Consider the following 26,990-nt stretch of genomic DNA (forward strand, 5'->3'; position numbering starts at 1 on the left):
AACATACGTTTCCTTTTTGGTATACTTTATTTGTTAAATACTGGGGGTGAATCGAGATGATGCTGAATTACCGCTTCGAAATTTTTCCGAATGAAGAACAAAAAAGCACACTTCACTCATGGATCAACCTCTGCCGCCAGCAGTATAATTCCGCTCTTCTCGATAAACAAAGAGCCTATCAAAAGAACAAGAAAAACTTGACTAAATGTGACCTCAGTGCCCTGTTAACCCGATCCAAGAAACACCACCCATGTCTTAAAAAAGTGCCTTCCCAGCCCCTTCAGGAGACACTGGACAGGCTGGGGAGAGCGTTTGATCAATTCTTCAAAAAAGAAGCTCGCTACCCTAAGATGAAAAAACATAAAGACTACCACTCCATTACGTTTACACAGTTTGGCATGAGTAAACAAAAAGATAAAAAAGGAAAGGTTCATACTGTCCGGCGGGCCGTTTCCTTCGGAAAAGGGGGAAAGCTCCTCATTTCTAAAATGGGCTTAATAGATATCCGCCTCCACCGGAAACTGGATGGCAAAGTAAAGCAGGTGATCGTTAAGCGCCAAAACGAGCGCTGGTTTGCTATTTTCTGTGTCGAAAGGCAGGCAGACCCGCCGCAGGCTGTCCGTGAAGCCTCTAAAATAACCGGTATTGATGTCGGCATCAAGAAATTTGCTGTTCTGTCAAACGGTGAAGAGATTCTAAACCCAGGCTTTCTCCGTAAGGAGGAGAAAAAACTCATTCGTGCCCAGAAGAAACTTTCAAGAAAGAAAAAAGGCTCCTCAAACTGGAAAAAACAAGCGGCCAGGCTGCAGAAGCTTCATGCCAAGGCGGCGAACCAGCGGAAGGATTTCCTGCATAAAACAGCGTTCCGCCTGGCAAACACCTACAGCGTCATTTGTGTAGAGGATCTGAACATCCGCAACCTGGTGAAAAACCGGAAAGTGTCCAAACCGATTCATGATGCAGGATGGGGTATGTTCCGCCAGTTTCTGGCGTATAAATGCGCGCTCAATGGCGGCCAGCTGGTCAAAGTGAAGCCGCATTTCACCACCCAGGACTGTTCAGGGTGCGGAAAAAGGGTGAAAAAATCCCTTTCCGTCCGGACACATGCCTGTCCGGATTGCGGTCTGGTGCTGGACCGCGACCATAATGCCGCCTTAAACATTGAAAAAGCTGGGCTGATCCAGATAGGACTCATTCCGGAAATATAATCTCTTTACAACTGTAGGTCGAGGTCCCGCCCGAACAGTATAAAACAACGCCTGTGGAGATGATGTAAGACCCTGTTCGGAAGAACAGGGCAGACATCGATAAAGCAGGAAAATCAATGAAGTCAGAGCATGTTTTTTCATGCTTCTGACAGAGATGCTCCATCAAATTGCGCAGCGATTAGTTGGAGAGGTTCACTCAATTTCCAATAATAGAAATGACCATGGCTCTATCAACATTTCCTGTCCTGTGTGAACAGAACGGCCTGATTGCAGTTCCACCGCATTCCCATACGGAGACGACAGCGTTTGAGGCTCCCAGGAGAAGTTAAATACATATTTAATCTGCCTGCCGTCTTGGTTGGTTCCGCTTTTGATAATGAGCGGGAATGAATACGCTTGTTCAACTCCCCAGAGCCCTGCCCGTTTTAACGACTGTTGTAAAATGCCGGACATTACTTCAGTGGAGACAATACAGCCGATATAGGTTGCATAACCTTTTCCATACTCGTTTCCGGTAATCGCCGCGTAACTGCCCCAAGCCGGGTGGTTATAGCGGGCTAACGTTTCCGCTGTAACAGGAACTAAAAGCTCCATCCATGTGTGCACGTTATTTTGCTCCGGTTCCACTTCATAGGCATGATCAGCCAGCTTCACGTTTTTCGGTTTCACAAACATTTGATAATGAACACCGCAGGCTTTTTCAATCAAGCCAGGCTGCATGGTAGTGCGGACCTGCAGATGTTCATTTGTAAAGCCGGATTTAAACGTAAAGACGGCGTGGCCGCCATTTTCTACGTACGTGTTTAACCGTTCCAGCAGTTCATCCGGCGCCACGTATAGACAAGGAACAAGAATCAGTGAATAGTCTTCAAGACGGCCGGTTTCCGGGTGGATAATATCGCATTCTACATTTAACTTATATAACGCGTCGTACATCAGCCGGACAATGTCGTTATAGCGCAGCTCTGTTTCATGATGAAACGGAAACCACTGCATGCCTGTCAGTGATTCATTGCTGACGAGAATCGCAACTTTATTATTCTTTTTCAGATTCACCAGTTTTGGAGATAAGCGCTCGAAATCGGCTCCGATGGTTTTCGCTTCGTTGTACACCGGGTTCGGCTGCAGGTCGTGGCTGAGCAGCCCTTTCCAGTATGTTTCAAACGAGTTATGGATAGAGTGCCAGTGCCAGTAAGCAACCATATTCGCACCAGATGCAAGGTGGCTGAATGCCTGCAGGCGCAGCTGGTTCGGGTACGGCGTCCAATGGGAAAAAGCCTGTGCTTCTGTTTCTAAAACCAAATAGTTTTGCTGCTTGGTAGAGCGGGCTACGTCCCCGCCGAATGAAATTTCAATGCCGGTTAAATCATCCTGTGTAGGATGGTAAATATCAACGCCTGTTATGTCGAATGGCTCTGAAGCGGTGAAGTGGTTTACATTTGGCTGCACCCCAAACGAATAGCCCCGCCATTCAAAATCAAAATTCTGGGTAATAAACTGGTCCGGCTTTCGGTATTCTTTTACGATGTCGACCTGCCACGCCAAAAATTGGTCGACAAGCCCCCGCTGGAATTTTGAGAATTCCCCGCCCAGGCTTCCATTAATGGTTCCGACAACAGACGGCATATCCTCCCATGCATTCACTTTGTTGCTCCAATAAGCCAGCCCAAATTCTTTGTTCAGCGCTTCTGTCGTTTTGAATTTTTCTTTTAAATATTTGATAAACTGCTGCTGTACATTCGGGCCGCTCGTATCATAATGCTTTGTTTCATTATCAATTTGATAGCCAATCACAGCCGGATGGCCGCTTACCTGCTCCATTAGCTTGCGGATGATCCGTTCCGCATAAAATAAGTAGATGGGGCTCGTAATGTCCATAATTTGGCGGGCCCCGTATTTTCCGGGTCCCTGTTTCGTTTCCGCCAGCACCTCTGGATGCTCTTTTACCATCCACGTTGGTACCGCATAAGTCGGTGTCCCGACAATCACGCTGATCTCCGCTTGATGCATCGCATCTAAGACACGGTTCACCGAAGTAAAGTCGAAAACACCATTCTGTGGTTCATGCGTGCTCCAGGTAGATTCCGCAATACGCACCACGTTAATCCCGGCTTCTTTCATCATTTGAATGTCTGTCTGAAGCCGTTCATAGGGCATATATTCATCGTAATAAGCAACACCGTAAAGCAGCTTTTCCATCTACGCTTCCTCACTTTTCATTATTTAATGGCTCCATCTGCAATGCCTTCCAGGATGTATTTCTGAAAGATGGCATAAAAGATAATCACCGGAAGTGCTGTCAGCACAAGCGATGCGAGAATTTTCGGCCAGTCTGCTGCGTATTGGCCGAATAGCATATTGATTGACAGCATTAACGTGTAGTTGTTTACATCTGTTAGCATAATCAGTGGCAGCAGGAAGTCATTCCAGAGCCAGAGAACATTTAATACGAGAATCGTTGCTGTAATCGGTTTTAAAAGCGGGAAAATAATCTTCGTGAAAATTTGAAAATCATTGCAGCCATCGATTTTAGCTGCCTCTTCCAGCTCTTTTGGAATGGCTTTAACAAATCCGTGGTAAAGAAACACAGCCATATTTACTCCAAGACCGATGTAGATTAAGCCAAGACCGATTAACGATCCCTGCGCACCCACTCCTTTTGCAATTTGGCTGAGCGTGATCATGATCGAATGAAACGGAACGAGCATAGAAGCAATAAACAGCATAAAGATAAAATTGCTGAACTTTCCTGATGTGCGGGCCAGCTTATAGCCGGCAAGAGAGCCGCAGATCACAATTCCGGCAAGGCCGATTACCGTTACAATGAGGGTATTCACTGCACTGTCGAGCAGGTTGAGCTCTTTAAAAACACCAATATAATTATCAAAAGTGAATTCTTTAGGAAGGGCCAGAACTGATGTGAAAATTTCCGCCTGTGATTTAAAAGAATTAATCACAGACATATAAATCGGAAAAAACGAGACGACTGCGAAAAGAATCAATATGGTATTCACTGACCATGAAGCCGCTTTGTTTTCTCTCATTACGCTTCAACCTCCTTGCGTTTCGAAATACTGACTTGAATAATGGTGATGACAAGAACAACGAGGAATAAAATCATTGCTTTTGAATTGGCATAGCCAAAACGGAAGTTGTTTGAAAAAGCTTCCTGATAAATGTTCAGCGCCATCACCTGCGTGGATGTTCCCGGTCCTCCTTGCGTTAACGCATAAACAACGTCAAACACTTTAAAGGCACCATTCAGCGTCAAGAACGAGCAAATCGTAATTGCATGCATAATCATCGGCAGAACAACGTGGCGCAGCCGCTGAAATACATTGGCTCCATCAATCATCGCTGCTTCCTTCAGCTGTTTCGGTACTCCCTGCAGTGCTGCCATATAAATGATCATCATGTAGCCAATTCCCTGCCAGAGCGACACGATCACAATGGAATAAAAGGAAACATTCGGATCTCCAATCCAGGCCTGATCAAGAAAGGAAAAAACAGCTTTTTGAGAAAGCTCTGGAAATACATTTGAAAAAATAAAAGAAAACATAAACGAACTGATAATTAAGCTGAGCATATTTGGCATAAAGAAAATGGTCCGGAAAAACCCTTTTGATCTTACTCTTGACTCAATTAGCAATGCCAGTAACAGTGCGATGATATTTTGAATAAAGAAGACGACAATGGTGTATTTCAGAGTAAAGAAAAAAGAATGACGAAACGCTTCATCGTCTTTAAAAGCTTCAATATAGTTATCAAACCAGACAAAATTATAAGAAGGATTTAAGCCATTCCAGTCTGTGAAACTGTAAACACCCGCTCCAACCATTGGAATAAATAAGAAAACGAAGTAAAAAACAAAGGCAGGAAGAACAAATAAAATCAGGCTTAAATGACTGCTTTTCGTTCTTAATCTTTTTGCTTTTCTGTGTGCGCTGACTGAGTTTTCTTTTTTGTCATTGATGGCTTTAACCGTCATGCCCATTCAGTCCTTTCCCTCTTCTATATAGGGAAAGACAGCTGTGAGCTGTCTTTCCGCTACCCCTTATTTGTTTAGTTTGTTGTACTCCTGCCATGCCTGGTCAAGACCTTCAATCACTTCATTCTTCGATGCATCGCCTGCATAATAGCTTTGCATTAATTTTTCAGAAGCTGATTTCACGGCAGCTGGAATTAATGGATCCTGATAGACTTTTCCTTCTTCTACATATTTCGTTGAATCTACAAGCCACGGGTAAGGCTCAAATGTATGAACATCTGAAACGGGATTAAAGCCAAGGCTTTCATAAAACTCACTTGAGTCCTGCTCATCAAGCACATAGTTCATAAAGTCCTTCGCTACCTCTTTTACTTCACTTTGTTTTGAAACGGCCAGGGATGTAGATGTACTCAGATCAATCAAAGTAGCATTTGGATCATCATTAATTGGCAGCGGCGCTACCCCAAAGTTAAAGTCAGGATTAGTAGACATCAACGATTCTGCCATCCATGGACCCTGTACCCACATAGCTGCTTCACCTGCGGCAAAAGCAGCTGCTCCCTGATCCTGCCCGACTTCAAATGGACGATCGGTGCCATGTTCATGAACTAGATCGATAATTGGGAACATGTCATCTTTTAACTCTGCAAATGACGCTTTGTCTTGATTCATTTTCTCGACAAATCCTTTATCGGTCGTGCTTTCCAGCGCTCCAACCGTCAATGGCAGGAATAATTGTGGAATGTAAGAATCCTTGTAAGCATTAATAAACGGCGTCACACCTGCATCTTCAAACTTTTTTACAACCGCTTTCATTTCTGTGAGCGTCGTTGGAAGCTCTACTCCATGCTTTTTGAATAAGTCTTTATTGTAAATGTAACCCCATTGAAGCGTTTCAAGCGGTACAGCCAGCACACGGTCATCCTTTGTTACCGCAGGTGATACCGTATCATACAGTTTTTCAACGAATGGCTCATTTGATAGATCTTCTAAGTATCCCGCTTTATCGTAAACAGGAATATCGTTGACCGCATGAAGCGCGAACACATCCGGACTGTCGCCGGAAGCGAGGCGGGTTTTCAATAGCTCGTCTGCCTCGTTTACACTTGGAAGCTCCAGTTTTACGGTTACGTCACGGCCTTCTTCTTCTTTTTGCTTAGCCACAAACTGGTCAATGTAAGTTTCATATTGTTCTTTGAATCGCGGCTGTCCAATAAATACTTTCAGCTCTACCTGGTCAGAATCACCAGATGACGAACCACCCGCGGAACTGCTGTCCCCGCTGCAGCCTGCCAGCATTCCAGCAAATAAAACAGATACAATCGGTAGTGTAAGCGCTTTTTTCATTTTCAGCTCCCCTTTGCTTTTTTTTAATCATAATCGGTTTTTAACGCTTGGTGAATTGACAATATTAGCGCTTACATTTGTATTATGTTAATCTTTTCGCACCGATCCTGGTGAACTTCCATGGACTTTTTTAAACAGCCGGTAAAAATAAGAAACATCTTCATAGCCGATCATGCTACTGATCGTTTTATATTGAAGAGTGGTTGTTTGGACCAGCTCTTTTGCTTTATTCATGCGGTATTCGATTATGAATTCGGTAATATTGCATCCGAACTTCTTTTTAAAAGCGGTCGTTAAATACTCCTTACTGATATAAAACTTTTTGGAGATCATGCCGAGCGACAATTCGGGGGAAGAATAATTTTCTTCGATATAGTGCTTAATATCGTCCAAATTAATCCGTGTTTTTTGTCTGGCTCCTTCCCTTATTTTCTGAATAACGGTTTTCCCGACCGCTTGCATATTGATCAGTTCTGTTTCGATCGGGACCGCGGGATCGTACATAAAATCTTTTCGTTCAAATCCCAGCTCTTGTAGCGTGGCATTATGCTGTTTCATCACTTCTTCCATTAACACGAGAAACTGCTGGTGAAAACGGAAATGAAAGGCTTCATTCTGCTTTAAATTTTCGGGAAGCTCTGCGAGAAACTGCTCAACGGTTGATTCGAACTGTTTTTCATTCAACTCTTTTAAGGAAAACGCAAGTGTAGCATAAAAAGGATCCAATAAGGATGAAATGGCGGGCTGTTTGGAGGCAAACAATGGATAGCTGATCTGCTGCTGTTCCAGTTTTCGCTTTTCCATAATAGCTTTTCCAAGCGCTTGGTTGAGCTCTTCTCCATCAACAGGTTTTGGCAGGTATTCAACGGCTTTTGCTTTGATTGCCTGGCGTGTATACATAAAATCCTGATAGCCGCTTAACACAATCACCGGTAATTCGGGATAGTCGTTTTTTAACACGTCCAGCAGGCCAATTCCGTCTATCCCCGGCATTTTCATATCCGTTATGATAATATCCGGGCACTTCTTCTGTATTTTCTCAATAGCCTGTTCCCCATTTTCAGCTTCATCCAGCTGGCTGATCCCCCACAGCTCTTGATCCACAAGTGTTTTGACTGTATCCCGTGTCCAATGCTCATCATCGACAATGAGTAGTGTTGTCATGCTGCCACTTCCTTTTGTTTTGATGGAATTCGAATGGTAACCTTCGTGTAATAGGAGTTTTCGCTGTCCACATCAATGCCGTACTCTCTGCCAAAATATAGTTTGATACGCGCATCCACATTTTTCAGTCCAATGCTCCGCTGTTCAGAGAATCCCTCCTGTTGCAGTTTTTTTCTGACTTCCCGAAGCCGTTCTTCACTCATACCTGCTCCATTGTCCTCGATGGTAATTTCAATTTCATCGAAAATTTCCTGGATATCTATTTTGATGACCCCTTGCTCCACCTGGGTTTCAAAGCCATGCTTAAAAGAGTTTTCAATAATCGGCTGAAGAGACAAAAGTGGAATCAAGGCTTCGTTAATGGATTCATCTACAAACAGCTGAACCGAAATTTTTTCTCCAAAACGGACCTGCTGAATATATAAATAGTTTTTCAAATGGGAGATTTCTTCCCGAAGCGGTACAAGATCGCCCTGCTTATTGGTAATGTAGCGGAACATGAGCGCCAGCTTCTGTGTCATTTTATAAATATCGCCTGCCCCGTTTTTGACGGCCATCCCCCCAATTACTTGAAGGGTATTATAAAGAAAGTGCGGATTGATTTGCGCCTGCAAAGCCAGAAATTGAGCGTCTCTTGTTTCCAGTTCGCGCTTATAATTTTTTTCGATCAAATCCCGTATCCGGTCGATCATCTCTTTATATTTACGATGAAGAATACCAATCTCATCCGTGCGCTCCACTTTCATCTCTACACGAAAATCGGTTTCTTCCACACGCTCCATCGCTTTCGTTAACGAAACAATTGGTCTTGCCACCTGGTTTGATACTACTACGGACAATATAGCTGTTAAGATCATCGAGACAATCAAAATGAATAGACCAGACCGGCCAATATGCACAGCTCCTGTAAGCATCACTTCTTTCGGCACCATTTTTAAAATGGTTAATTTTCCATCCATGATCGGCTGCAGAAAATAATAGTTTTCTTTTTCAATCGCGTACGCCCGATGTTCGGCCCGCTCTGCCAATTGACGGCTGAATGCTTTTGTAAGATTGATATGGTCCGGATTGTAAAGCGCGTTCCCTTTTGAATCTAAAAGCAAAATGTGTTCGCCTTCGTTGCTTTTCAGGTTTTCTGCAATATGATCCATAAAAGAAAATGAAACGTTGATTTGAATTTTTCCGACAGCTCTTTGATCTTCAAAGCGGTAAATATACCTCTCAAAAGAAAAGCTGCCTGTTTTCTGGTCTACACCAAAAATAGCCTCTTTGTTTTGGGGCGGAACCGGTGAATCAAGATAAGGAAAAACGAAAAAGTCGTTGCTTTCTACTTTGTAAAGCTGGTTTTCTTCAAATGAAACAAGAGATGCCGAGGTCGTATCATCCCGGCCATTGAATAGTCCAAAAAGCTTGTCTTTTATGTACGACTGTCTGTTAAAAATGTTAACGGTATTAATATCTTCAACTGAGGAAATGCTGGGCACCAGCTGTTCATCGACAAGGGCATCAAATAAAAATTCATCATACCAGCGTATTTGCTCTTCCAGGTAACTGCCAGAAAGCTCCACTCTTGATTTGTTTGAACTAATTTCTGAGGATTCTACGGTTCCTCTTGAAATCTGTGTAGAAATTAACATAAAGATAATAAGCGGAACCATCATGACAAGCAGCAGTGTTCCCATTAATTTTCGCTGAATGCTGTTTAAAACCGTTAATTTAAAATAATGCCCCATCTCTTTTAATACATGTTTCACATGGCATCCTCCCTCTTTAAATTTCTTTTATTGTAATCGTTCTCATTCTCATTGTGAAATAGATTTTTATGAATCGTTCTTAAACCATGCTGTCAATAAATCAGCGTCTCACAAGCCCGTTCTCCAGCATGTTCCATCTCTTTATCTGTTCAGTAACTGTACCCCATTGATGCTTTTGCTGCTTATCTCTATCAGCTTACTAAGCAAAAAAGCCAAATCTTAAGCAAGATTTGGCTTTGAAAATTCAGATGAACTGTGTTTCCTGTTCATATTTAAAATCAACCCAGACGGCACCCTGGTCAGCCGAACGTACACAATGCTCAATCCAGCGGATGCCTTCGATTCCTGCGTCAATATCCGGATAAACAAGGTTATCCAGCGTTTCTTGATCACCGCGATTTTTTGCATCCATGGCAATCGCAAACTTAACATAAATGTTTGCCCATGCGTCAGACAGGCCTTCTACGTGCAAAGCACCCAGGCGTTCATCTGCATTACAAGTTTCGTCGAGGTAAGGCATCGCCCGGATCAGTGTTTGCGCAGGCTGCCCCTGAATTTCATATGATAGTTCGCCCGGCTTGCTGTCCCACCATTCCAGGCTTGCTTTTGAACCGACAATACGAATTCGGTGGCCATCCATACACCCTGCATTCACAGAAGACGTCCATAGTCTGCCTACTGCCCCGTTTTCATAATGCATTAGCACATAAGCATTATCTTCCAATGGAGCCCTGCTGCTGATAAAGCTTTGACGGTCGCAAAGCAGTTTCTTAATCTTCATATTGGGCAGGATTAACTGTGACATGTAGTACGTATGAGTCGAAAGATCACCTAAAACAAAGCTTGGCCCTGCAATCTTCGGGTCCACACGCCACTTTTGTGCATCGCTGTATTTATCCGCTTCATCTGTTGCATTAAAGCCATGTGTATACTGCAGCTCTACCATGCGGATCTCGCCAATATCCCCTTTTTCAATCATCGCCCGCATCTGCAAAAGCATTTGGTTGCCGGAGAATCCATACGTGACGCCCACTATTTTCCCTTTTTCTTCTGCGAGCGCTTTAATCTCCAGTCCTTCTTCAGTTGTGAAAAATAAGGGCTTTTCGCAGATTACGTGGAGGCCTGCTTCCAGGGCCGCTTTTGTAATATCATAGTGCGTGCCGTTCGGTGTTGCGATAGACACGGCTTCAATGCCATCTTCTCGTTTCGCTTCCTCTTCAAACATGGTTTCATAATCCTCGTAGCAGCGGTTGGACGCTACACCGAGATTGATGCCAAATTCTTTTCCTCTGGCAGGATCAATGTCAAATGCGCCCGCCACTAATTGAAAAACTGCGTTGTCTCTAAGTGCTCCCGTGCGGTGCTTGTATCCCACCTGGCTGAGCCTTCCTCCGCCTACCATTGCCCAGCGAAGCGGTCGTGCGATTTTTTTCTCTCCATTCAACATCATACATTCCTCCCTTTTAGGATTGTGTTTTTTATTATTGCTGCAGAAAATCAATAAGCTTTTTATGCTTTATTTACTGTTACCGCCTTTACATGCTTAGTATAATAAAAGGGGGAAAAATCAAAAATACGCAGGATTGCTTTGTTGTTCATTATTCTTGCTTTTATGTAAGCGTAATCATAAAATCATTTTAAACACGATAAAAAGGAGTGATCCCGTGCTGCTGAATGAACCCGGGGTAGCGAAAGGTTCGCATTATTACTTTTTCACCCCTTCTGAAACTATCAAAAAACATTACTATCATTTAATCTGCTGCGGTCATTATTACTGCAATGCTGACTACAGTATTAAGCGGGATTACTTCCCTTATCTTTTATTGATGTATATTCGCAGCGGACAACTTCACGTAAACTATCGAGATAAGTCGGTGACGGCTAAAAAAGGCGATATCCTATTGCTGGACTGCCGTGAACCCCACTACTATTATGGTTCCGACGGACTGGAATTTATCTATATACATTTTGACGGGCCTAACTCCCAGGAATTATGCCGCTATATTATGAAACAGCATGGGTTCTTCTTTCAGCACAAACGCAATATCGAGATCGGAAAGCAGCTCTACCAAATGATTTACACCTATCAAAATGAACAAGACATGTCTGTTTCGGACTGTACGTGTACGATTTATACGATGATCAACAGCCTTTCTGCAAAACAAGAAAAACAGCATAGTGAAACCTCTCCTGTTGATCAGGCCATTCAATATATTAAAGCGAATATAAACAGGCAGGTGACTTTAAAAGAAATTGCGCAGCATGTGAATTTAAGCCCTTATTATTTCTCTCATGTATTTAAAACCGAAACCGGATATGCTCCAATCGAGTTTGCGACAAAAAATAGGATGGATACAGCCAAAGGTTTATTAAAAACAACGAACCTTTCTGTGTCTGATATTGCCTTTGAAGTGGGCTACAGCAGCAGTTCAGGGTTCATTAACATTTTTTATAAGAAAGTCGGTTTTACTCCGACAGAATTTCGGAATCTGACTATTTGAGAAAGCAAATGAAATGTACAAGTAAACTACAAAAAAGCCGTCAATGGCTATTGTTTGTAACCGTTGACGTGCTTTTTTATCCGCTTATTCCTTTATCTCACTCGGTTGTAAATATTCTTGACCGCTTCATCGATTTCATCTCTCGACATGCGCAAAGCTTTTTCAGAGGTGCCGTAGCCGATTTCCTGCTTTCCTTCTGCCAGCCCTTTAAAAATACCATCCGCAAATTCATTGACCGGAACCCCAAATGTATGAAGGCCTGCGCCGCCTAAATCTGTATTTACAGCTGGCGGTGCGACTTCAATAACTTGAACAGATGTTTCCGACAGCTGGTGTCTCAGGCTCATAGAGAATGAGTGAAGCGCTGCTTTTGTTGCTGAATAAATAGGAGCGATAGCCATCGGTGTAAAAGCAAGGCCAGATGTAACATTCATAATAACCGCGTTCTCTTTTTTCGCAAAGTACGGAGCAAACAGCATGGACAGGTGAATCGGTGCTTCCATGTTTGCGGTGATTTCGTTACTAAAATAGCTCCAGTTCTGAGCTGCATCCGCTTCTAATACATTAAAGCGCTGCTGAATACCTGCATTGTTGACAAGGACGTTCACTTCAGGATGCTCAGCCGTTACCCATTCAAATAAAGACAGCCGATCCGCTTCCTGTGCGACATCACACACGTGGGTAATGATATCAGGAAATGTTTTCTTTGCTTCCTGCAGCTTGCTCTCCCGTCTTCCGCACACAATAACTGTACTGCCCGCTTCAATAAAACGCTTCGTAAAAGCAAGGCCGATTCCCGAGGCTCCACCAGTAATGAGAATTGTATTTCCCGATAAATTCATCGATACCCTTCTTTCCTGTTTTTAATATGCTTTCATTTTACTCCTTTCTCTGATAATGCCAATTAAAAAGCCTTTCCTGTCGAAGGAATTTCCTTTTGTTCTGCCAAATATTCGTAAACAGAATTTCGTCTTAATGGGCACGGCCACATCATTATCCCATTAATATAAAAACCGCATCGTTTACTAAGCGGCAAGACAACATTATTAATAAACCTATCTCACCTTTTTAATGTTCGTGTTTTTTAAAGTATTTTTAATGATAACGTGTACATAAGGATAATAATTTCAAAAAACACGAACTTTTAGTTGACAGAAAAATAAATATATCCTAAGATCAATATTGTTAGAAAACATGAATAGTACCGTTTACGTTCGTATATCCTCAATAATATGGTTTGAGGGTTTCTACTAGGATCCGTAAAATCCTGACTACGAATGGGTGTCTTTAGAGAACCCATTTGTAGTCAGGATTTTTTTATTGTTTTCTAAGAAATAAGGAAATAATTAAGAAAAAACCTATTTAGGAGTGTTCAAAATGGATAATGTATTTGATTATGAGGATATTCAGTTAATTCCAGCAAAATCGATTGTAAACAGCCGGTCTGAATGCGATACAAGTGTTACGTTTGGCAGCCGGACATTTAAGCTGCCGGTTGTGCCTGCTAATATGCAGACGATTATTGACGAAAAGATTGCTGTTTACCTGGCGGAAAATAATTATTTTTACATTATGCACCGTTTCCAGCCTGAGAAGCGGCTTGATTTTGTGAAAGACATGCAATCCCGCGGCTTATATGCCTCTATTAGTGTCGGGGTTAAAGAAGAAGAATACACGTTTATCACAAACCTAGCAGAAGAAAATCTTACACCTGAATATATTACGATCGATATCGCACACGGTCATGCCAATTCGGTCATCAATATGATTCAGCATATTAAGAAGCATCTGCCTGGAAGCTTTGTAATTGCCGGGAATGTCGGAACACCTGAAGCGGTGCGCGAGTTAGAACATGCGGGCGCGGATGCGACAAAAGTGGGCATCGGACCTGGGAAGGTATGCATTACAAAAATTAAAACTGGATTTGGAACAGGCGGCTGGCAGTTAGCTGCGCTGAGATGGTGTGCAAAAGCAGCGAGCAAGCCGATTATTGCAGACGGCGGTATCCGTACACACGGGGATATTGCTAAATCTGTCCGGTTTGGTGCATCCATGGTGATGATTGGCTCCCTGTTTGCCGGACATGAAGAATCTCCTGGAGAAACAGTTGTCCAAGACGGAAAGATGTATAAAGAATACTTTGGATCAGCTTCTGAGTTTCAAAAAGGGGAAAGAAAAAATGTCGAAGGTAAAAAAATGCACGTGGAATACAAAGGTGCCCTGCAGGATACGTTAACGGAAATGGAGCAGGACCTACAGTCTTCTATTTCTTATGCGGGCGGAAACAAGCTGTCCGCAATCCGCAATGTAGATTATGTAATTGTGAAGAATTCCATTTTCAACGGTGACAAAGTATATTAAAGTTGTTTAAAGAACATAGGCCAGCCAGGCTGCTCGGCTGGCCTTTTGTTTTATTTTTTCCGCAGTCCCCACTGTTTTTTAGTTACAGTGGCCGTCTGCTGAACACTTCATGCCTTCCTTATCAATTTGAATGGTTACATGGTGCAGTTCAAATTCGTCATGAAGCAGCTTTTTCGCTTTAAACAAAACATCCTGCCCATCTCCATCCTGACTTACAACCAAGTGGCAGCTGAGCGCTGGAAAGTCAGACGTGATAGACCACACATGCAGATCATGAACTCCTTTTACTTCACTCAGCGAAAGAAGCTTTTCTTTAACCTGATCAACATCTACATTCAATGGCGTTCCTTCCATTAAAATATGAACGGAATCCCGTGTAACCCGGTACCCACTCACTACAATTAAAAGTGCCACGATCAAACTGGCAATCGGGTCAGCGAGATTCCAGCCAAAAAACATGATCATCAGGGCAGCTAGGATCGCTCCAAAAGAACCGAGCATATCGCCTAAAACGTGTAAAAAAGCGCTTCGGACATTTAAATTGTCATCTTTATCGCCTTTCATCAAAATAAATGCTGCTACAATGTTCACGATTAATCCAAGTGTTGAAATGATGAGCATTCCAGAACTCATGACTTCCGGCGGATTTGTGATACGCCCATACGCTTCAAAGAAAATATAAAGGGAAATCACCATAAGCGTAAGGCCATTTAAAAAAGCCGCCAGTATTTCAAAGCGTTTATAACCAAACGTTTTTCGCCTTGATGCTGCTTTTTGCCCGAGCGTCATCGCTGCATAGCTTAGTCCCAGTGCCGCCGCATCACTCAGCATATGTCCCGCATCCGACAACAGCGCCAGGCTGTTTGTTAAAAATCCGCCTATTACCTCTATGATCATATAAGAAGTAATTAAGAAGAACGACCATTTTAGGGCCATTTTATTGCTGCTTCCGTGATGATGCCCATGATGATGTCCGTGATCATGTGAATGAGAATGTCCCATGTTTTTGCACCCCTTATGATTAAAAAGCTTTCTCTCTACATAGTAGAGCTGACAGGTTTTCTTTCAAATACAAACCAGCTGATCTATTATTAGCTAGCCTATGAAAGGCCCTTCTCCCATGGTCTTGCTGCAGCGGAATTTCTCTCTTTTTAAGCAGATTCATTTATACCATTACACTGCAGGCAATCGTTTTTAGAATGAAAGAACAATCATCTTCTTTTATGAAGGAATTACTATTTCATTACATTCCTGTATATGTTCAGCTATATACCTGGCATCTTCCCCTACGCCTTGAAGAAGAGCCGAACCGCGCCGGTGCTGCCAGGGCAGGCCTAAAAAGTATAATCCCTTCACTGGTGTAACGCCTCTTTGATGAACAGGGTGTCCCTTGTCATCGAGTACACCTTTTACTTTCAGCCACGCATAATCCGAAACAAATCCTGTGGACCAGATAATATTTTGTACCTCAACCGTAGAACCATCCTGAAATTGTATAGCTGTTCCCCTCGCCCCAATCGTTCTGCTCTTTTGCATCACTGCTCCGCTTGTCAATGCATGCTTTAATTCTGAGCCAAAAATAGGATCGCCGCTGCTGCGAATCTTTCTTGCCACCCATGAATCACGTGGAGCATTTAAGATTCCTGTTTTATCAAGCCACCAAAAAATACTCCTCTTTCCTATTTTCAGCGGTAAAAATCGTAACTTTTGGCTGACGGATAAGTATGTTTTTCTTGTCTTCGACAGTTCCACTGCGATTTGAGCCCCGCTGTTGCCGCCGCCTACTACTAGCACATTCCCCTCAGACAAACCAGCCGGATTCTTGTACTGGGAAGAATGCATCTGGAGAACGTCTGTTGAAAGCTTTTGGGCAAAATTCGGAATGAAAGGTGTCTGGAAAGGACCAGAAGCAATGATAAGACTGCTTGCTTCATACGTCTGGCCATTTGTTTGGATACGAAAGCGATCCCGTTCCTTCCATACACTCTCCACCTCTGTCTGGAGCTGAACTGGAAAGTGGAATTGTTCCGCATAATGTTTCAAGTAAAAAGCCATTTCATTCTTTGCAGGAAAGCCATGTGGATCGCCCTTCAGCGGCAGTCCAGGCAGGGCGCTGTACCTTCTCGGTGTGAATAATGTTAAAGAATCGTATCTGCTTTTCCACGTGTCTCCAATTTCCTCACCGCGATCTAAAAGGATAAAAGGCTGATCGAGTCTCTTTAAGTGATACGCTATTGCAAGTCCTGCCTGTCCTGCACCTATAATGACCGTTTTATACATGCAACCGGCTCCTTTTCTTTCGTGCACCTTCATCATTTTTTGAGTTCAACATTCAAATAGTCATTTGAATATTTGATTACTTCTATTATAATCAAATTTTGGATAAACGTGAATAATTCAACTAAATATAAATGCGTTTTTAAATCAAAAATTCCACCAGAGCTCATCAGCCTCTTGGTGGAATATTACCAAATTTCTTCTTTGAATAAATTAAAAATTTGTTGCTGTTTGGTTATGATCTTTAATGTTTCCCTTAGATTTTTTACCCGGCTTTAGAACAGACAGCCCCATCGACAGCAAAGAAACAAGCCCAATAACTCCTAATTGTAACCAACGCCTTATGATGTTAGGCAGCATTTCCAGCGCCATGATCAGGATTGGCATTGAAAAAACAATAACAGGATAAACAGGGCTGCTTTTTACCTGCACTATGAAGATAAATATGACCTGCTTGAACAAATTAGCCATGCTTATTTAAAAGAATTGATGGAGGTGCTGAACATTTCTTTTCATCTTCAAAACGGAGAAGTGAATGTGGAGCGTTTTAAAATCACCTTAAGAAGAGTTTTTGAAAATATCGAAGAAAACCGTTTTTTCTATGAAGTCATGCTTGGACCAAATGGAATTGCCGGCTTTACTAATAAGATTGAAAAGTTTTTGTTTGAGAAATTCAAAGAAAATTTTAAAGTCATTGTCGGAGATTTAAACAACCTGAACATTCCTGCAGATTTTATATTACATTTTATCTCCTCTGCTTATATCGGGGTCGTAAAGTGGTGGCTGAGTGAAGATACCCGGCATTCTCCGGAGTATTTGGCAGAAGTCATTACGAAAGGGCCAATGAACGCGATTGGCTACAAAATCAATTTTAAAGAAGAAGATTCGGATTAATGGGTAAGCCAGCTGTAGATTGATGTGTTTTGAGAGCTCATTTTACTTACAGCGTACAAATTAAAAATGCACCCCAATAGTTAATTGTGTCTAACTTTTGGGGTGCGCTTCAATTCCATTTGCTGTTTAAGTTTGTCCATCTCTTGTATCCGCCGGGCAATATGCTTTTTTAAATCCTCCAGCTCTATCATTTTACTTTTCAGTAATGTTTTTCGTTTGCTGAGATTCCCATTCTCAATTAACTCCTTAATGGCTGTTAAAGACATATCACAGCTTTTTAAAATATTAATTTTATTGATAACTTGGATTTTCTCACGGCCATAATATCGATAATTTGTTGAAGGATCAATGTAAGACGGCTTTAGCAGGCCAATATCACTGTAGTAATACAATGTTTTAACAGAGGTACCGCATAAATTGGAAAATTCAACTATGGAATACATGCTATTCTCCTTTCAGATAGGACCCCTCCAGTTTGGATTGAATACTGCTTTTTATTTCTTTCTAAGAGAATTCAATCAAAACCTTTACGATGCGTATCAATATTTGTTAGTAAATTTACCCATATTTTCACTTTATCTAAACCATCTACTCATAACAATAGATATTTCCTCGTATTATTGGCCAGAGACTCCTCCCATTTACACAATAACTAGGTAGGGATTTATACTGGCTTAAAACCGTTAGAAATTGATTACAAGTATTTTACGAAAAGAAAATCCAGAAGCCAAAATCAAAAACGGATTTTGGCTTTTTCAGTTAGTTTGCCTTGTAGACCTCCATGTGAAAAATTATACAAAATAAGAAAATTGACGTGTCAGCTTTATTAAAAAGAGTGAGGTTTTTAATTTAACAAAGAAACTAAAAGCCTCACTCTCTTCAAATCTCGCTCATAACTGAGAAGGTTTATCGTATAACCTGTTCTCGCAGTTGGCTCATGGAATAAAGACCTTCTTTTTCATGCAGCTTTCGCATTTCAATACTACCTACTTTCGTAGCGGCATCATACTCACCAAGCACAGTGTCCATCATAATAAAAACTGCCTGATCGTAGGCCATATTTTCTGCATCAAACCCTTTGATGAAAAACCTGAGATCCACCAATTCTGCTTTTGGATCATACAGATAATCGAAATATATGTCTTCATCAGTCAGTGTCAGCCCGTTAATCGAAACATGGCAGCCCTCTTCAGACGGCTGGCGAAAAGCGATAATGTCGAAACCATTCAGATTTGGGGCTTGATCCACTAATCCTCTGACAACGGGAAATAATTCTTCCACACCGTCTGCACTGATGATAAATTCCCTTTTTCCGTTTATCAGATCCGCACTAAATTCGAATGCAAGATCCTTGTGCACCTTGCGCAATTTTTTCTCAAGCTGGCTAAACAATGGCTCATAATTTTCTTCAGACAACTGGTAATAGTCCTGTTGTACTTCCTTAAACCATTGCCAAAACAATGCTGCCTGATCTTTTTTCTGAAACAGTCTTTTAATGGGCATTGTCCCTCATCCTTTTCACTATTTTTATTTCATTGTAATGTAAGTTCTCGAACGATACTTCCCATCAGCTGTTTTTCCTGCTTTACCTTCAGGCCGGCAGCTTGTATGTTCTCTATTGTTTTTCGATTAATATTAGCGCCCCACATCCTGACAATAATAGGATTTATAATATCCATCAGCTTGCCAAGAACAACATGTTCACTACGCATGTGTTCAAGCATCAACACTTTGCCACCAGGCTTTAACACTCTCTTTATTTCTTTTAATCCCTGAACCGGATCAGGTACTGAACAAAAAACACATGCTGTAACGACGGTATCAAAGGATGCATCAGGAAAATCTATCTTTTCTGCATCCATCTCCATTAGTTTTACAGGAACCGGGGCTTTTTCTGCTTCTTCTTTGGCCAGCTTTATCATTTTAGAACTGAAATCAATCCCTGTTACATAGGTTACCGCAGAAGGATAAAAAGGGAGATTCGCACCTGTGCCAATCCCAACCTCTAGTACCTCTCCTTCTGCCTTTGCAAGCATTTCTTTGCGCCACGAGGGGCGGACCATTTTATCCATCGTATTAAACACTGGAGCAATTCGGTTGTATCGTCTTTTAATGATTTCTGTTTGTTTAGACATACTGAAGCTCTCCTATCTTGGTCACTTTGTTAAGGAATTAAAAACAACATATAAAACACTTACTGCAAATTCAAAGGTTCTACTGCAAAACGGACAAAGAACCGGGAAGAAATGAGGGAAATACCTTGTTAAAGAACAGCGTCCTATATGTATTCAACCATGTTTGCCTGGGCAAAGCGCAAACTTCTGCTTTCAGGGTGACTTCTTATTCTGCAGCTATGTGAACAATCTTTTTCATTTCTTTGACATAAACATATTCTCTGGCTTTAAATCGTTCATTCTCTATAGTCATTTCCCTTTTTCTCGGTTGACATATCGAAAAAAATCGATATACAATAGTAAGCATGGAACCAATCGATGTATTTAAGGCGTTATCAAATGAAACCCGACTTAATATTTTACACTGGTTAAAGGAACCAGAGAAGCACTTCCCTAAACAAGGCGCTCACCTGCCAAAGGAGGTTAGTATCAAAGGGGGAGTATGTGTAGGGGATATTCAAGAAAAAGCCAAAGCTTCTCAATCTACCGTTTCCCATTACTTAAACATAATGCAGAAAGCGGGCCTGCTTGAATCAGTTCGTTATGGTCAATGGACCTATTATAGACGAAATGAAGAAGCCATTCATCAGTTAGCTGAATATTTTAAAACAGAAATTTGAGTTGATTGATTTCTGTTTTTTTACGACGTTTTATATCGATTATTCTAGATATATAATTATAAAGATATTAAGGAGGGATTTATCTCGTGCGTTACTTCGCCTATATACTAGCGTTATTAGCAGGATCAGCCCTTAGCTTTGAAGGAGCTATCTATGCTGAACTAGGGAAAACAATAGGACAGCTCGAAACTAGCTTTTATAACTTCTTTATGGGCTCAATCATCATGGGATTATTATGGTTATTCTTTGGAAAAGGTAAACTTTCATATGCGGTGGAAGCACCTAAATGGTCCATACTAGGAGGCGTTCTAGGAGTTGTATATTTAACATCTATCGTGATTAGTGTTCCATTTGTTGGTGTTGGAATCACCATGGTTGCAGTCATTATTGGTCAATTGGTAATGAGTATGGTTATTGAACATTATGGCTGGCTTGGCAGCAAAAAAACCAGAATCAATAAAGAAAAAATATTTGCCGTTATTTCAATGATTATGGCGCTTATTTTAATAAACTAGGAGGCCTAAAAATGGGTATATTCATGATTCTATTCACCTTATTAGGAGGTATTACGTTAAGCGCCCAATCGTCTATCAATGGAACACTTAGTCGAAAAGCCGGAACAATAGAAACGACATTTTTGACCTTTATCACTGGATCTATGTTTCTTGCCATTTTTATCCTGTTTTTTGGTCAAGGAAATGTGCTTGGAATACTGGAAGCACCCAAATGGCAATTAAGTGCCGCCTTTTTAGGTACGATGTATTTGCTTCTCACTGTCATGGCTGTTCCAAAAATTGGGGTCATTGCAACCAATATTGCTGGTATTATTGGTCAGCTTGTCATTGGTATGCTTATTGATCATTTTGGCTGGTTTGGCAGTTTAGTCATATCTTTTGATTTGAAGCGCTCTTTTGCCTTACTCTTTATGATCATTGCTCTTTATTTTATCTACAAAGGAAATAAACGCTCCAGTGAAGAAACCTGTGCATAACAAGTTTGAATAATGAAAAACGCTGCAAACCATAAAGAAGGAGCAGCGTTTTTTATAAGATCAACATATCTTTATTCATCTAAATTTTTCATTCGTCGAACAAAAAAACGAGACGTATTTTTAGCGAACCCCTTTTCTAAAGTCCTTTATGCTTCGCAGGACAGATCTCCCCCCATCCTCTTCTAAGGTCACTGGCCCCCTTATACACCATTTCCCTATTTCAGTTCTTTGTGTATAGTCCCATTTTTTCACCTTAATACTTCACTCCATTCTAAACAGAATGGGGCTATACCTGTTTGAATCTGTTTATGCTTAAAAAAGCAACGTTTCTCTCTGTCTCAGCAATTTTGAGTAATAATTCAACCTTAGCTCGACTTAGAAAAAATATAACCAGCTATGTAGTGAACCTCTCCACCTAAATCAAAGATTTTGATGGAGCATCCCTTATCTTGAATACAGTACAACATCAGCTGGTTAAGCTTCCTCCGGAAGCCCGAGTGCATGATGGAGACTAATGAACGAAGACAAGGTCTGGGATGCCCTTATTGCCAGTTCAGGAACTTTTGCCTGAAGTGACAACCATTTCGTTTCCGAAGTGGATTTTTGAAAAGCCCGAATGAAGTAGCGGGCTCCAATATTATAAGAAGCAGATAAATCCGCGTGATAGACTTTACCGGTTGAAAATACGGCAAGGTCTTTTTTCGGGTTCCGTTTCACTTTCCCAGAACCGTCGAACGCCAGGGCGCTGGTGTTTCGCGGGTTGATCCGGGAGATGCGCATACCCAGGCAATGCGCCATTTCTTCCACTTTGTTCTGGATACCTATTTTTCGCCACCCGTGAAGCTTGAAACGAAGTTTCCTAGCTCCATAGAACCCCTTTGGGGTTTTCATTCTGCCCAGGTATTCGAATACGATGACGTCACAGCCATGCTTTGCCGCAAATTTTATAATTTCCTGGCTTGTGTGGCGGACAATATGCTGCTGGTATCCATTGATCTGCCGCCAAAAATTCGGTGCCTGAATGCGGCCGCTTGCCCGCTGGGCTTTCCGCAGTTTATTCGTTAACGTCTGCAGACGGTCTTTTTCTTTAGGCTGGTCAATAAACTTCCGGCCTAAGACAGTGCCTCTTACATCGATAATGGAACAAACCGCAGAGTTCGTCAGTCCGAGATCTACCGCGCATACTTTTTGTTCTTGAATAGGTGTTTTTGTTAAAGTGACTTTGTTTTCATAGCTGATGGAAAGGAAGAATTTCTTTCCCCGCTTAATCAGCTTAGGGTTGTTCTCCTTCCATCCCCAGACACCCCTTTTATAAAGGTCCTGCTCTTTAAATTCGATATCCATCCATATCCAGTCATTCTGATGGAATACCTTGATTTGCGCGGTCGTATCTGACGCCCTGTTGAACATGTTTCCGCGATAAAATACAGGGAACTCTTTATGCTTCACTTGCAGCCGCGGAGGCTGTTTTTTAAACTTCTTTCCTTCAGAAAAAGCGTATTTCTGCTCTTTTTCCCAATTTTGATAGTTAGAGCGGAAGCTCTTTACTTTGCCAAAAGCGGAAGCAATAGCACTTCTGCGAAAATAGGACGGAAACTTGTAAAAACGTTCGTTAAACTCTTTGTATTTCGGAAGAGGGTTTGATTTGGTTGCGTGAATCAGTTTTTCTACTGCCGGCACAATTGATTTTGTTGTCAGGTCGTCGGTATGATCAAACTCTTTGTCGATCACTTGAATGATGAAAGACAGGGCGTTATTGTAAATATCCAGCGTATCATTGAAGATTTCGGTCCGGTTTGTAATTTTGTGCAGCAGTGACTTCGCAACTTTCATGATCAAACCCTCCTTTCCATTTTTTAGTCCTTATGATACGTTGATCGTATCAAAATGGAAATCAATTGTAAAACGAAAAGAGAATCAATATGAGTGATTATAAATAAGAACTAGCAATGGGTCTAATGAAAAAATATATAGAAGAGTAGGAAGAATTAAGACCTTAGCGCCTAACCCCCACTAAATCGGAGATTTTGAAGGGGTTAGGCGCTAATTTTTTGTTCAAGTTAAAAGAAAAACAGCCGATAAAACTAGTAGTAAAGCCTTGGTTAGCATTATATATTTTGTCTAACTTATCATTATTTTATAGTCATTTAGGAGGAAAAACATGAGGACGAAAAAGACAGCAAGAAAAGAGTTGTCTCAAAAAGGAAATCGCTTGTTCGCTGGATCGCTTAAGAATAAACTGATTATATCCTTTGCATTAATTTTGATTATCCCAAGCTTAATTATTGGCTCTCTTTCTTACGTGAAAGCAAAAACGAGTATCCAGGAAGAGATTACAAACAGTGCAGAAACCAATGTTCAGTTACTTAGTGATGTGTTAGATACTGCTTTTAAAGCAAAAATGGAGCAGACTAATTTTTTAGCAAGCCGGATAAGCAAAGAGCTGTTTAAAGATCCATCTTATAAAAATCTTCATAATCAACTTGCCGGCTTTTATAACACAACTGAAGGACTGCTTTCTGTTTATGTTGGCACAACAGACGGAACCTTTGTAATGGAACCGGCCCTTGGTTCTCCGGAAGGTTATGATCCGAGAGAAAGAGGTTGGTACAAACAGGCGATGGAACACAAAGGAGAAGCGATCATTACATCTCCCTACCCAGATGCTTCGACAGGAAAAATGGTTGTAACAATTGCTTCGGCCCTTCAAGATGGAAGTGGAGTTGTTGGATTCGATCTTGAAATTAACAGTTTGGGCGAAATTGTTTCACAGGCCTCTATTGGGCAAAAAGGGTACCCGTTTATCATAGACGGAGATCAAAAGGTTGTTTTCCACCCGACCGTAAAACCGGGTGAAACATTAGACAGCCAGATTAGCGGTCCATTATTCGCCTCCAATGAAGGGCATTTTGAATACGAATTTGAAGGTAATGCGAAGGACATGGTTTTCCTAACCAATCCAACGACCGGCTGGAAAGTGGCAGGAACAATGGAAGTATCTGAATTTACTGATGCCTCCCAATCGATATGGAACAGTGCTTTATTGACTTTAGCCCTTTCCCTTATTGCTGGCAGTTTGTTTGTATTCTTTGTCCTTCGTTCTATTCTTCGTCCTATCAGCCGTTTAATGGCAGTAACTGAAAAAGTAAGCAACGGAGATTTAACAGAACGTGTAGATATAAAAACAAAGGATGAGATTGGACAACTGGGGACAAGCTTTAACCAAATGATTGATTCTCTCCGCAGTGTTCTCATGAAGATTAATGATTCATCCCAGCATTTAGCGGCATCTACCCAGCAGCTATCAGCTGGCTCTGAATACACAGCCCAGACAACAAAAGAAGTAGCCGATGCTATTCAGGAAGTTGCATCAGGTTCAGAAACTCAAATGACCAGTACGGAAGAATCCGTAAAAGCGACCGAGGAAATTGCGAGAGGAATTCAGTATATTGCTGAAGGATCTAATATGGTTTCGGAATCTTCCGTTACTGCATCTCAAAATGCTCAAAAAGGAAATGAAGCACTTGAACAAGTCACAGCACAAATGAAGCTTATCGCTGAAACGGTAAACGGAAGTGTAGGGACGGTTAAGCTTCTGGAAGAACATTCTCAGGAAATTGGAAAAATCACAGATGTCATTACACAAATTGCCGATCAAACAAATCTTCTGGCGTTAAATGCTGCAATTGAAGCAGCACGGGCTGGCGAACAAGGAAAAGGATTTGCGGTTGTAGCGGAAGAAGTGCGGAAGCTAGCGGAAGAGTCCAAAAAGTCAGCGAACCAGATTTCTAACTTGATTAGTACCATTCAAAAAGACACAGCTAAAGCGGTGACTTCCATGGAAAGAGGCAAATCAGAAGTTGAAAGCGGCTATAGTGTAGTCATTACTGCAGGAGAAGCTTTCGAGCAGATTCTTGGGTCTGTTCAAAAAGTAACGGAACAAATACAAGAAGTTTCAGCTACTTCTCAAGAGATTTCTGCCAGTGCTGAAGAAGTCACTGCATCTGTTGAAGAAGTTTCCAGCATCGCCAGCGAAACAGCAGCCAGCGCGAGTCAAGTGGCTGTTTCCGCCGAGGCTCAGCTGCATTCCATTGAAGAGATTACAAAGTCTATTCATGAATTAAGCAAACTTGCAACCGACTTACAAGAAACAGTGAACGAATTTAGAATGTAAGAAACAGCTTAATGAAAACATACAGCAAAGGTGAAATCCGCTTAGGAGATATTTATTACCTCAGCAGCCAAGCAAAAAAGCGCTGTTCCTTGAAAATAAGGAACAGCGCTTTTCTTTTGCTCACTTCTCTCTTTAGCTAACAACTTGGTTATTAAAAAGAAGTCTTTGAAATTCTCCAACGGCTTTGTATAAACTCTGAATTTTTTGGGGGTACACCAGTTTAACATCCTACTTCAGTTTTACCCTGAATTGGGACACTTCTACTGTTCCCCCATTCCCTCAAGATTCTTTAACTCAAAGTTATCGAGCAATGCACGCACTTCATCTGTTGACTCTGTGTTCATTAATTGATTTCTTAATTCACTCGCCCCTCGAAATCCTTTGACATATATCTTAAAAAAGCGATGAAGAGCCTTGAACGGACGCAGCTCTAATTTTGAATATTTATCATGGAGATCCAGATGTAGCCTTAAGAGATCAAGCAGTTCCTTACTACTATGATCTTTCGGCTGCTTTTCAAAGGCAAATGGATTATTGAAAATACCGCGCCCAATCATAACCCCATCAACACCATATTGATGAGCGAGCTTTAAGCCAGTTTCACGGTCAGGGATATCCCCATTGATCGTCAAGAGTGTATCTGGCGCCACCTGGTCACGAAGTTTTTTAATCTCCGGGATCAGCTCCCAATGAGCATCTACTTTGCTCATTTCCTTTCTTGTACGCAGATGAATGGAAAGATTAGCAATGTCTTGTTTCAATATGTGTGTTAGCCAGTCATGCCATTCGTCTACATCGGTGAAACCAAGCCTTGTCTTTACGCTTACGGGCAATCCTCCTGCTTTTGCTGCTTGTATTAAATCTGCTGCAACTTCTGGGCGACGGATAAGGCCGCTTCCCTTCCCATTCTGTGTCACATTAGGTACAGGACAGCCCATGTTGATATCCAGACCCCTAAACCCGAGCTCCGCCATACCAATACTCATTTGCCGAAAGTATTCAGGCTTATCCCCCCATATATGGGCTACAATGGGTTGTTCATCCTCTGTAAAAGTCAAACGCCCACGCACACTATGTTTCCCCTCTGGGTGACAATAGCTCTCCGTGTTGGTAAACTCTGTAAAAAAAACATCAGGTCTGGCTGCTTCACTCACTACATGGCGAAAAACAACATCCGTCACATCTTCCATTGGTGCCAGTATAAAAAAAGGTCGTGGTAAATCACGCCAAAAATTATTTATCATATTCAAATTCAAATCCTCTCATTCATTATGGGATACCAGAGTAAACCCTTATCCCAAAATTAAAAAGCAAAATATCTCTGCTTCTTTTACACTTATACCATGCTTAAGCACTTTTTATCAAACTGATCGGAAATGTTTATCTTAACTTCACAATCTCTGTACAACCAAAATAATCTCCTGCTAAAATTCACTCCATCAACCAGCAAAACATGAAAAAACCTCTAAACGTTTTAGCTGCATCATTATCAGCAGGGACAGTGTTTGTATCATCCATTTTTCAATGTTCGCAGAAG

General features: G+C 41.6%; 24 protein-coding genes and 1 riboswitch. Of the genes, 8 read left to right on the top strand and 16 right to left on the bottom strand.

Going from position 1 to position 26,990, the window contains the following annotated elements; all coding sequences use genetic code 11:
- Window positions 1-56 precede the first annotated feature (56 nt).
- Window positions 57-1,208, top strand: coding sequence for an RNA-guided endonuclease InsQ/TnpB family protein (locus tag M3221_RS11240; protein ID WP_251271867.1), 1,152 nt, complete (start codon window positions 57-59; stop codon window positions 1,206-1,208).
- Window positions 1,209-1,400: 192 nt separating this feature from the next.
- Here the strand turns inward: M3221_RS11240 and M3221_RS11245 are convergent, their stop codons facing one another.
- The 7 genes from M3221_RS11245 to M3221_RS11275 form a co-directional block, all read right to left on the bottom strand.
- Window positions 1,401-3,407 (bottom strand): beta-galactosidase, encoded by a 2,007-nt coding sequence (locus tag M3221_RS11245; RefSeq protein WP_251271868.1) that lies wholly within the window; start codon window positions 3,405-3,407, stop codon window positions 1,401-1,403.
- Window positions 3,408-3,427: 20 nt separating this feature from the next.
- Window positions 3,428-4,252 carry a carbohydrate ABC transporter permease gene (locus M3221_RS11250; RefSeq protein ID WP_251271869.1) on the bottom strand — a complete coding sequence of 275 codons (825 nt, stop codon included), beginning with the start codon at window positions 4,250-4,252 and terminating at the stop codon, window positions 3,428-3,430.
- Window positions 4,252-5,202, bottom strand: coding sequence for a carbohydrate ABC transporter permease (locus M3221_RS11255; protein WP_251271870.1), 951 nt, complete (start codon window positions 5,200-5,202; stop codon window positions 4,252-4,254). The genes M3221_RS11250 and M3221_RS11255 overlap by 1 nt, the downstream gene beginning before the upstream one ends.
- A 60-nt stretch (window positions 5,203-5,262) precedes the next feature.
- A complete protein-coding gene (locus M3221_RS11260) occupies window positions 5,263-6,543 on the bottom strand; it encodes an ABC transporter substrate-binding protein (protein ID WP_396120274.1) in 1,281 nt (426 codons plus the stop codon).
- An 87-nt stretch (window positions 6,544-6,630) separates the two neighbouring features.
- Window positions 6,631-7,707 carry a response regulator transcription factor gene (locus M3221_RS11265; protein ID WP_251271871.1) on the bottom strand — a complete coding sequence of 359 codons (1,077 nt, stop codon included), beginning with the start codon at window positions 7,705-7,707 and terminating at the stop codon, window positions 6,631-6,633.
- Window positions 7,704-9,461, bottom strand: coding sequence for a sensor histidine kinase (locus M3221_RS26570; RefSeq protein WP_251271872.1), 1,758 nt, complete (start codon window positions 9,459-9,461; stop codon window positions 7,704-7,706). Before M3221_RS26570 ends, M3221_RS11265 begins: the two co-directional genes overlap by 4 nt.
- A gap of 244 nt (window positions 9,462-9,705) precedes the next feature.
- Entirely contained in the window at window positions 9,706-10,911 is a 1,206-nt protein-coding gene (locus tag M3221_RS11275; protein WP_251271873.1) for a Gfo/Idh/MocA family protein, read from the bottom strand.
- A 214-nt stretch (window positions 10,912-11,125) separates the two neighbouring features.
- Here M3221_RS11275 and M3221_RS11280 point away from each other — a divergent pair, with 214 nt between their 5' ends.
- Window positions 11,126-11,962, top strand: coding sequence for a helix-turn-helix domain-containing protein (locus M3221_RS11280; protein ID WP_251271874.1), 837 nt, complete (start codon window positions 11,126-11,128; stop codon window positions 11,960-11,962).
- A 92-nt stretch (window positions 11,963-12,054) separates the two neighbouring features.
- On the opposite strand, the gene M3221_RS11285 is transcribed toward M3221_RS11280, so the two are convergent.
- Complete coding sequence (locus tag M3221_RS11285; protein ID WP_251271875.1) at window positions 12,055-12,804, bottom strand: SDR family oxidoreductase; 750 nt, start codon at window positions 12,802-12,804, stop codon at window positions 12,055-12,057.
- A 352-nt stretch (window positions 12,805-13,156) separates the two neighbouring features.
- Window positions 13,157-13,256, top strand: a riboswitch (purine riboswitch).
- Window positions 13,257-13,339: 83 nt separating this feature from the next.
- Here M3221_RS11285 and guaC point away from each other — a divergent pair.
- Complete coding sequence (gene guaC / locus M3221_RS11290; protein WP_242237841.1) at window positions 13,340-14,323, top strand: GMP reductase; 984 nt, start codon at window positions 13,340-13,342, stop codon at window positions 14,321-14,323.
- A gap of 78 nt (window positions 14,324-14,401) precedes the next feature.
- On the opposite strand, the gene M3221_RS11295 is transcribed toward guaC, so the two are convergent.
- The 3 genes from M3221_RS11295 to M3221_RS11305 form a co-directional block, all read right to left on the bottom strand.
- Window positions 14,402-15,325 (bottom strand): cation diffusion facilitator family transporter, encoded by a 924-nt coding sequence (locus M3221_RS11295; RefSeq protein ID WP_251271876.1) that lies wholly within the window; start codon window positions 15,323-15,325, stop codon window positions 14,402-14,404.
- A 219-nt stretch (window positions 15,326-15,544) separates the two neighbouring features.
- On the bottom strand, window positions 15,545-16,603 hold the full coding sequence (locus tag M3221_RS11300; protein WP_251271877.1) for a flavin-containing monooxygenase: 1,059 nt from the start codon (window positions 16,601-16,603) through the stop codon (window positions 15,545-15,547).
- 210 nt (window positions 16,604-16,813) lie between these two features.
- Window positions 16,814-17,062, bottom strand: a complete 249-nt coding sequence (locus tag M3221_RS11305; RefSeq protein WP_251271878.1) for a hypothetical protein — start codon at window positions 17,060-17,062, stop codon at window positions 16,814-16,816.
- Window positions 17,063-17,137: 75 nt separating this feature from the next.
- Between M3221_RS11305 and M3221_RS11310 the strand changes: the two genes are divergently transcribed.
- Window positions 17,138-17,494: a TetR-like C-terminal domain-containing protein gene (locus tag M3221_RS11310; protein WP_251271879.1), complete on the top strand. Its 357-nt coding sequence runs from the start codon at window positions 17,138-17,140 to the stop codon at window positions 17,492-17,494.
- Between the two features lie 80 nt (window positions 17,495-17,574).
- Here M3221_RS11310 and M3221_RS11315 read toward each other — a convergent pair whose 3' ends face one another.
- The 3 genes from M3221_RS11315 to M3221_RS11325 all read right to left on the bottom strand — a co-directional run bounded on the left by M3221_RS11315 (window position 17,575) and on the right by M3221_RS11325 (window position 19,629).
- Window positions 17,575-17,937, bottom strand: a complete 363-nt coding sequence (locus M3221_RS11315; RefSeq protein ID WP_251271880.1) for a MerR family transcriptional regulator — start codon at window positions 17,935-17,937, stop codon at window positions 17,575-17,577.
- Window positions 17,938-18,400: 463 nt separating this feature from the next.
- Entirely contained in the window at window positions 18,401-18,997 is a 597-nt protein-coding gene (locus M3221_RS11320; RefSeq protein ID WP_251271881.1) for a hypothetical protein, read from the bottom strand.
- Between the two features lie 29 nt (window positions 18,998-19,026).
- Complete coding sequence (locus M3221_RS11325; RefSeq protein ID WP_251271882.1) at window positions 19,027-19,629, bottom strand: class I SAM-dependent methyltransferase; 603 nt, start codon at window positions 19,627-19,629, stop codon at window positions 19,027-19,029.
- 344 nt (window positions 19,630-19,973) lie between these two features.
- Here M3221_RS11325 and M3221_RS11330 point away from each other — a divergent pair, with 344 nt between their 5' ends.
- The 3 genes from M3221_RS11330 (at window position 19,974) to M3221_RS11340 (ending at window position 21,279) form a co-directional block, all read left to right on the top strand.
- On the top strand, window positions 19,974-20,288 hold the full coding sequence (locus M3221_RS11330) for an ArsR/SmtB family transcription factor (protein ID WP_251271883.1): 315 nt from the start codon (window positions 19,974-19,976) through the stop codon (window positions 20,286-20,288).
- 86 nt (window positions 20,289-20,374) lie between these two features.
- Entirely contained in the window at window positions 20,375-20,803 is a 429-nt protein-coding gene (locus M3221_RS11335; RefSeq protein ID WP_242237829.1) for a DMT family transporter, read from the top strand.
- A gap of 11 nt (window positions 20,804-20,814) precedes the next feature.
- On the top strand, window positions 20,815-21,279 hold the full coding sequence (locus M3221_RS11340) for a DMT family transporter (protein ID WP_251271884.1): 465 nt from the start codon (window positions 20,815-20,817) through the stop codon (window positions 21,277-21,279).
- A gap of 474 nt (window positions 21,280-21,753) precedes the next feature.
- Here M3221_RS11340 and M3221_RS11345 read toward each other — a convergent pair whose 3' ends face one another.
- On the bottom strand, window positions 21,754-23,112 hold the full coding sequence (locus M3221_RS11345) for an RNA-guided endonuclease TnpB family protein (protein ID WP_251271885.1): 1,359 nt from the start codon (window positions 23,110-23,112) through the stop codon (window positions 21,754-21,756).
- Between the two features lie 328 nt (window positions 23,113-23,440).
- Here M3221_RS11345 and M3221_RS11350 point away from each other — a divergent pair, with 328 nt between their 5' ends.
- On the top strand, window positions 23,441-25,453 hold the full coding sequence (locus tag M3221_RS11350; RefSeq protein ID WP_251271886.1) for a methyl-accepting chemotaxis protein: 2,013 nt from the start codon (window positions 23,441-23,443) through the stop codon (window positions 25,451-25,453).
- 260 nt (window positions 25,454-25,713) lie between these two features.
- Here the strand turns inward: M3221_RS11350 and M3221_RS11355 are convergent, their stop codons facing one another.
- Window positions 25,714-26,697 carry a tRNA dihydrouridine synthase gene (locus M3221_RS11355; RefSeq protein ID WP_251271942.1) on the bottom strand — a complete coding sequence of 328 codons (984 nt, stop codon included), beginning with the start codon at window positions 26,695-26,697 and terminating at the stop codon, window positions 25,714-25,716.
- Between the last annotated feature and the right edge of the window lie 293 nt (window positions 26,698-26,990).

It is taken from the genome of Domibacillus indicus (assembly GCF_023715895.1).
GTDB classification, from domain to species: domain Bacteria; phylum Bacillota; class Bacilli; order Bacillales; family Domibacillaceae; genus Domibacillus; species Domibacillus indicus_A.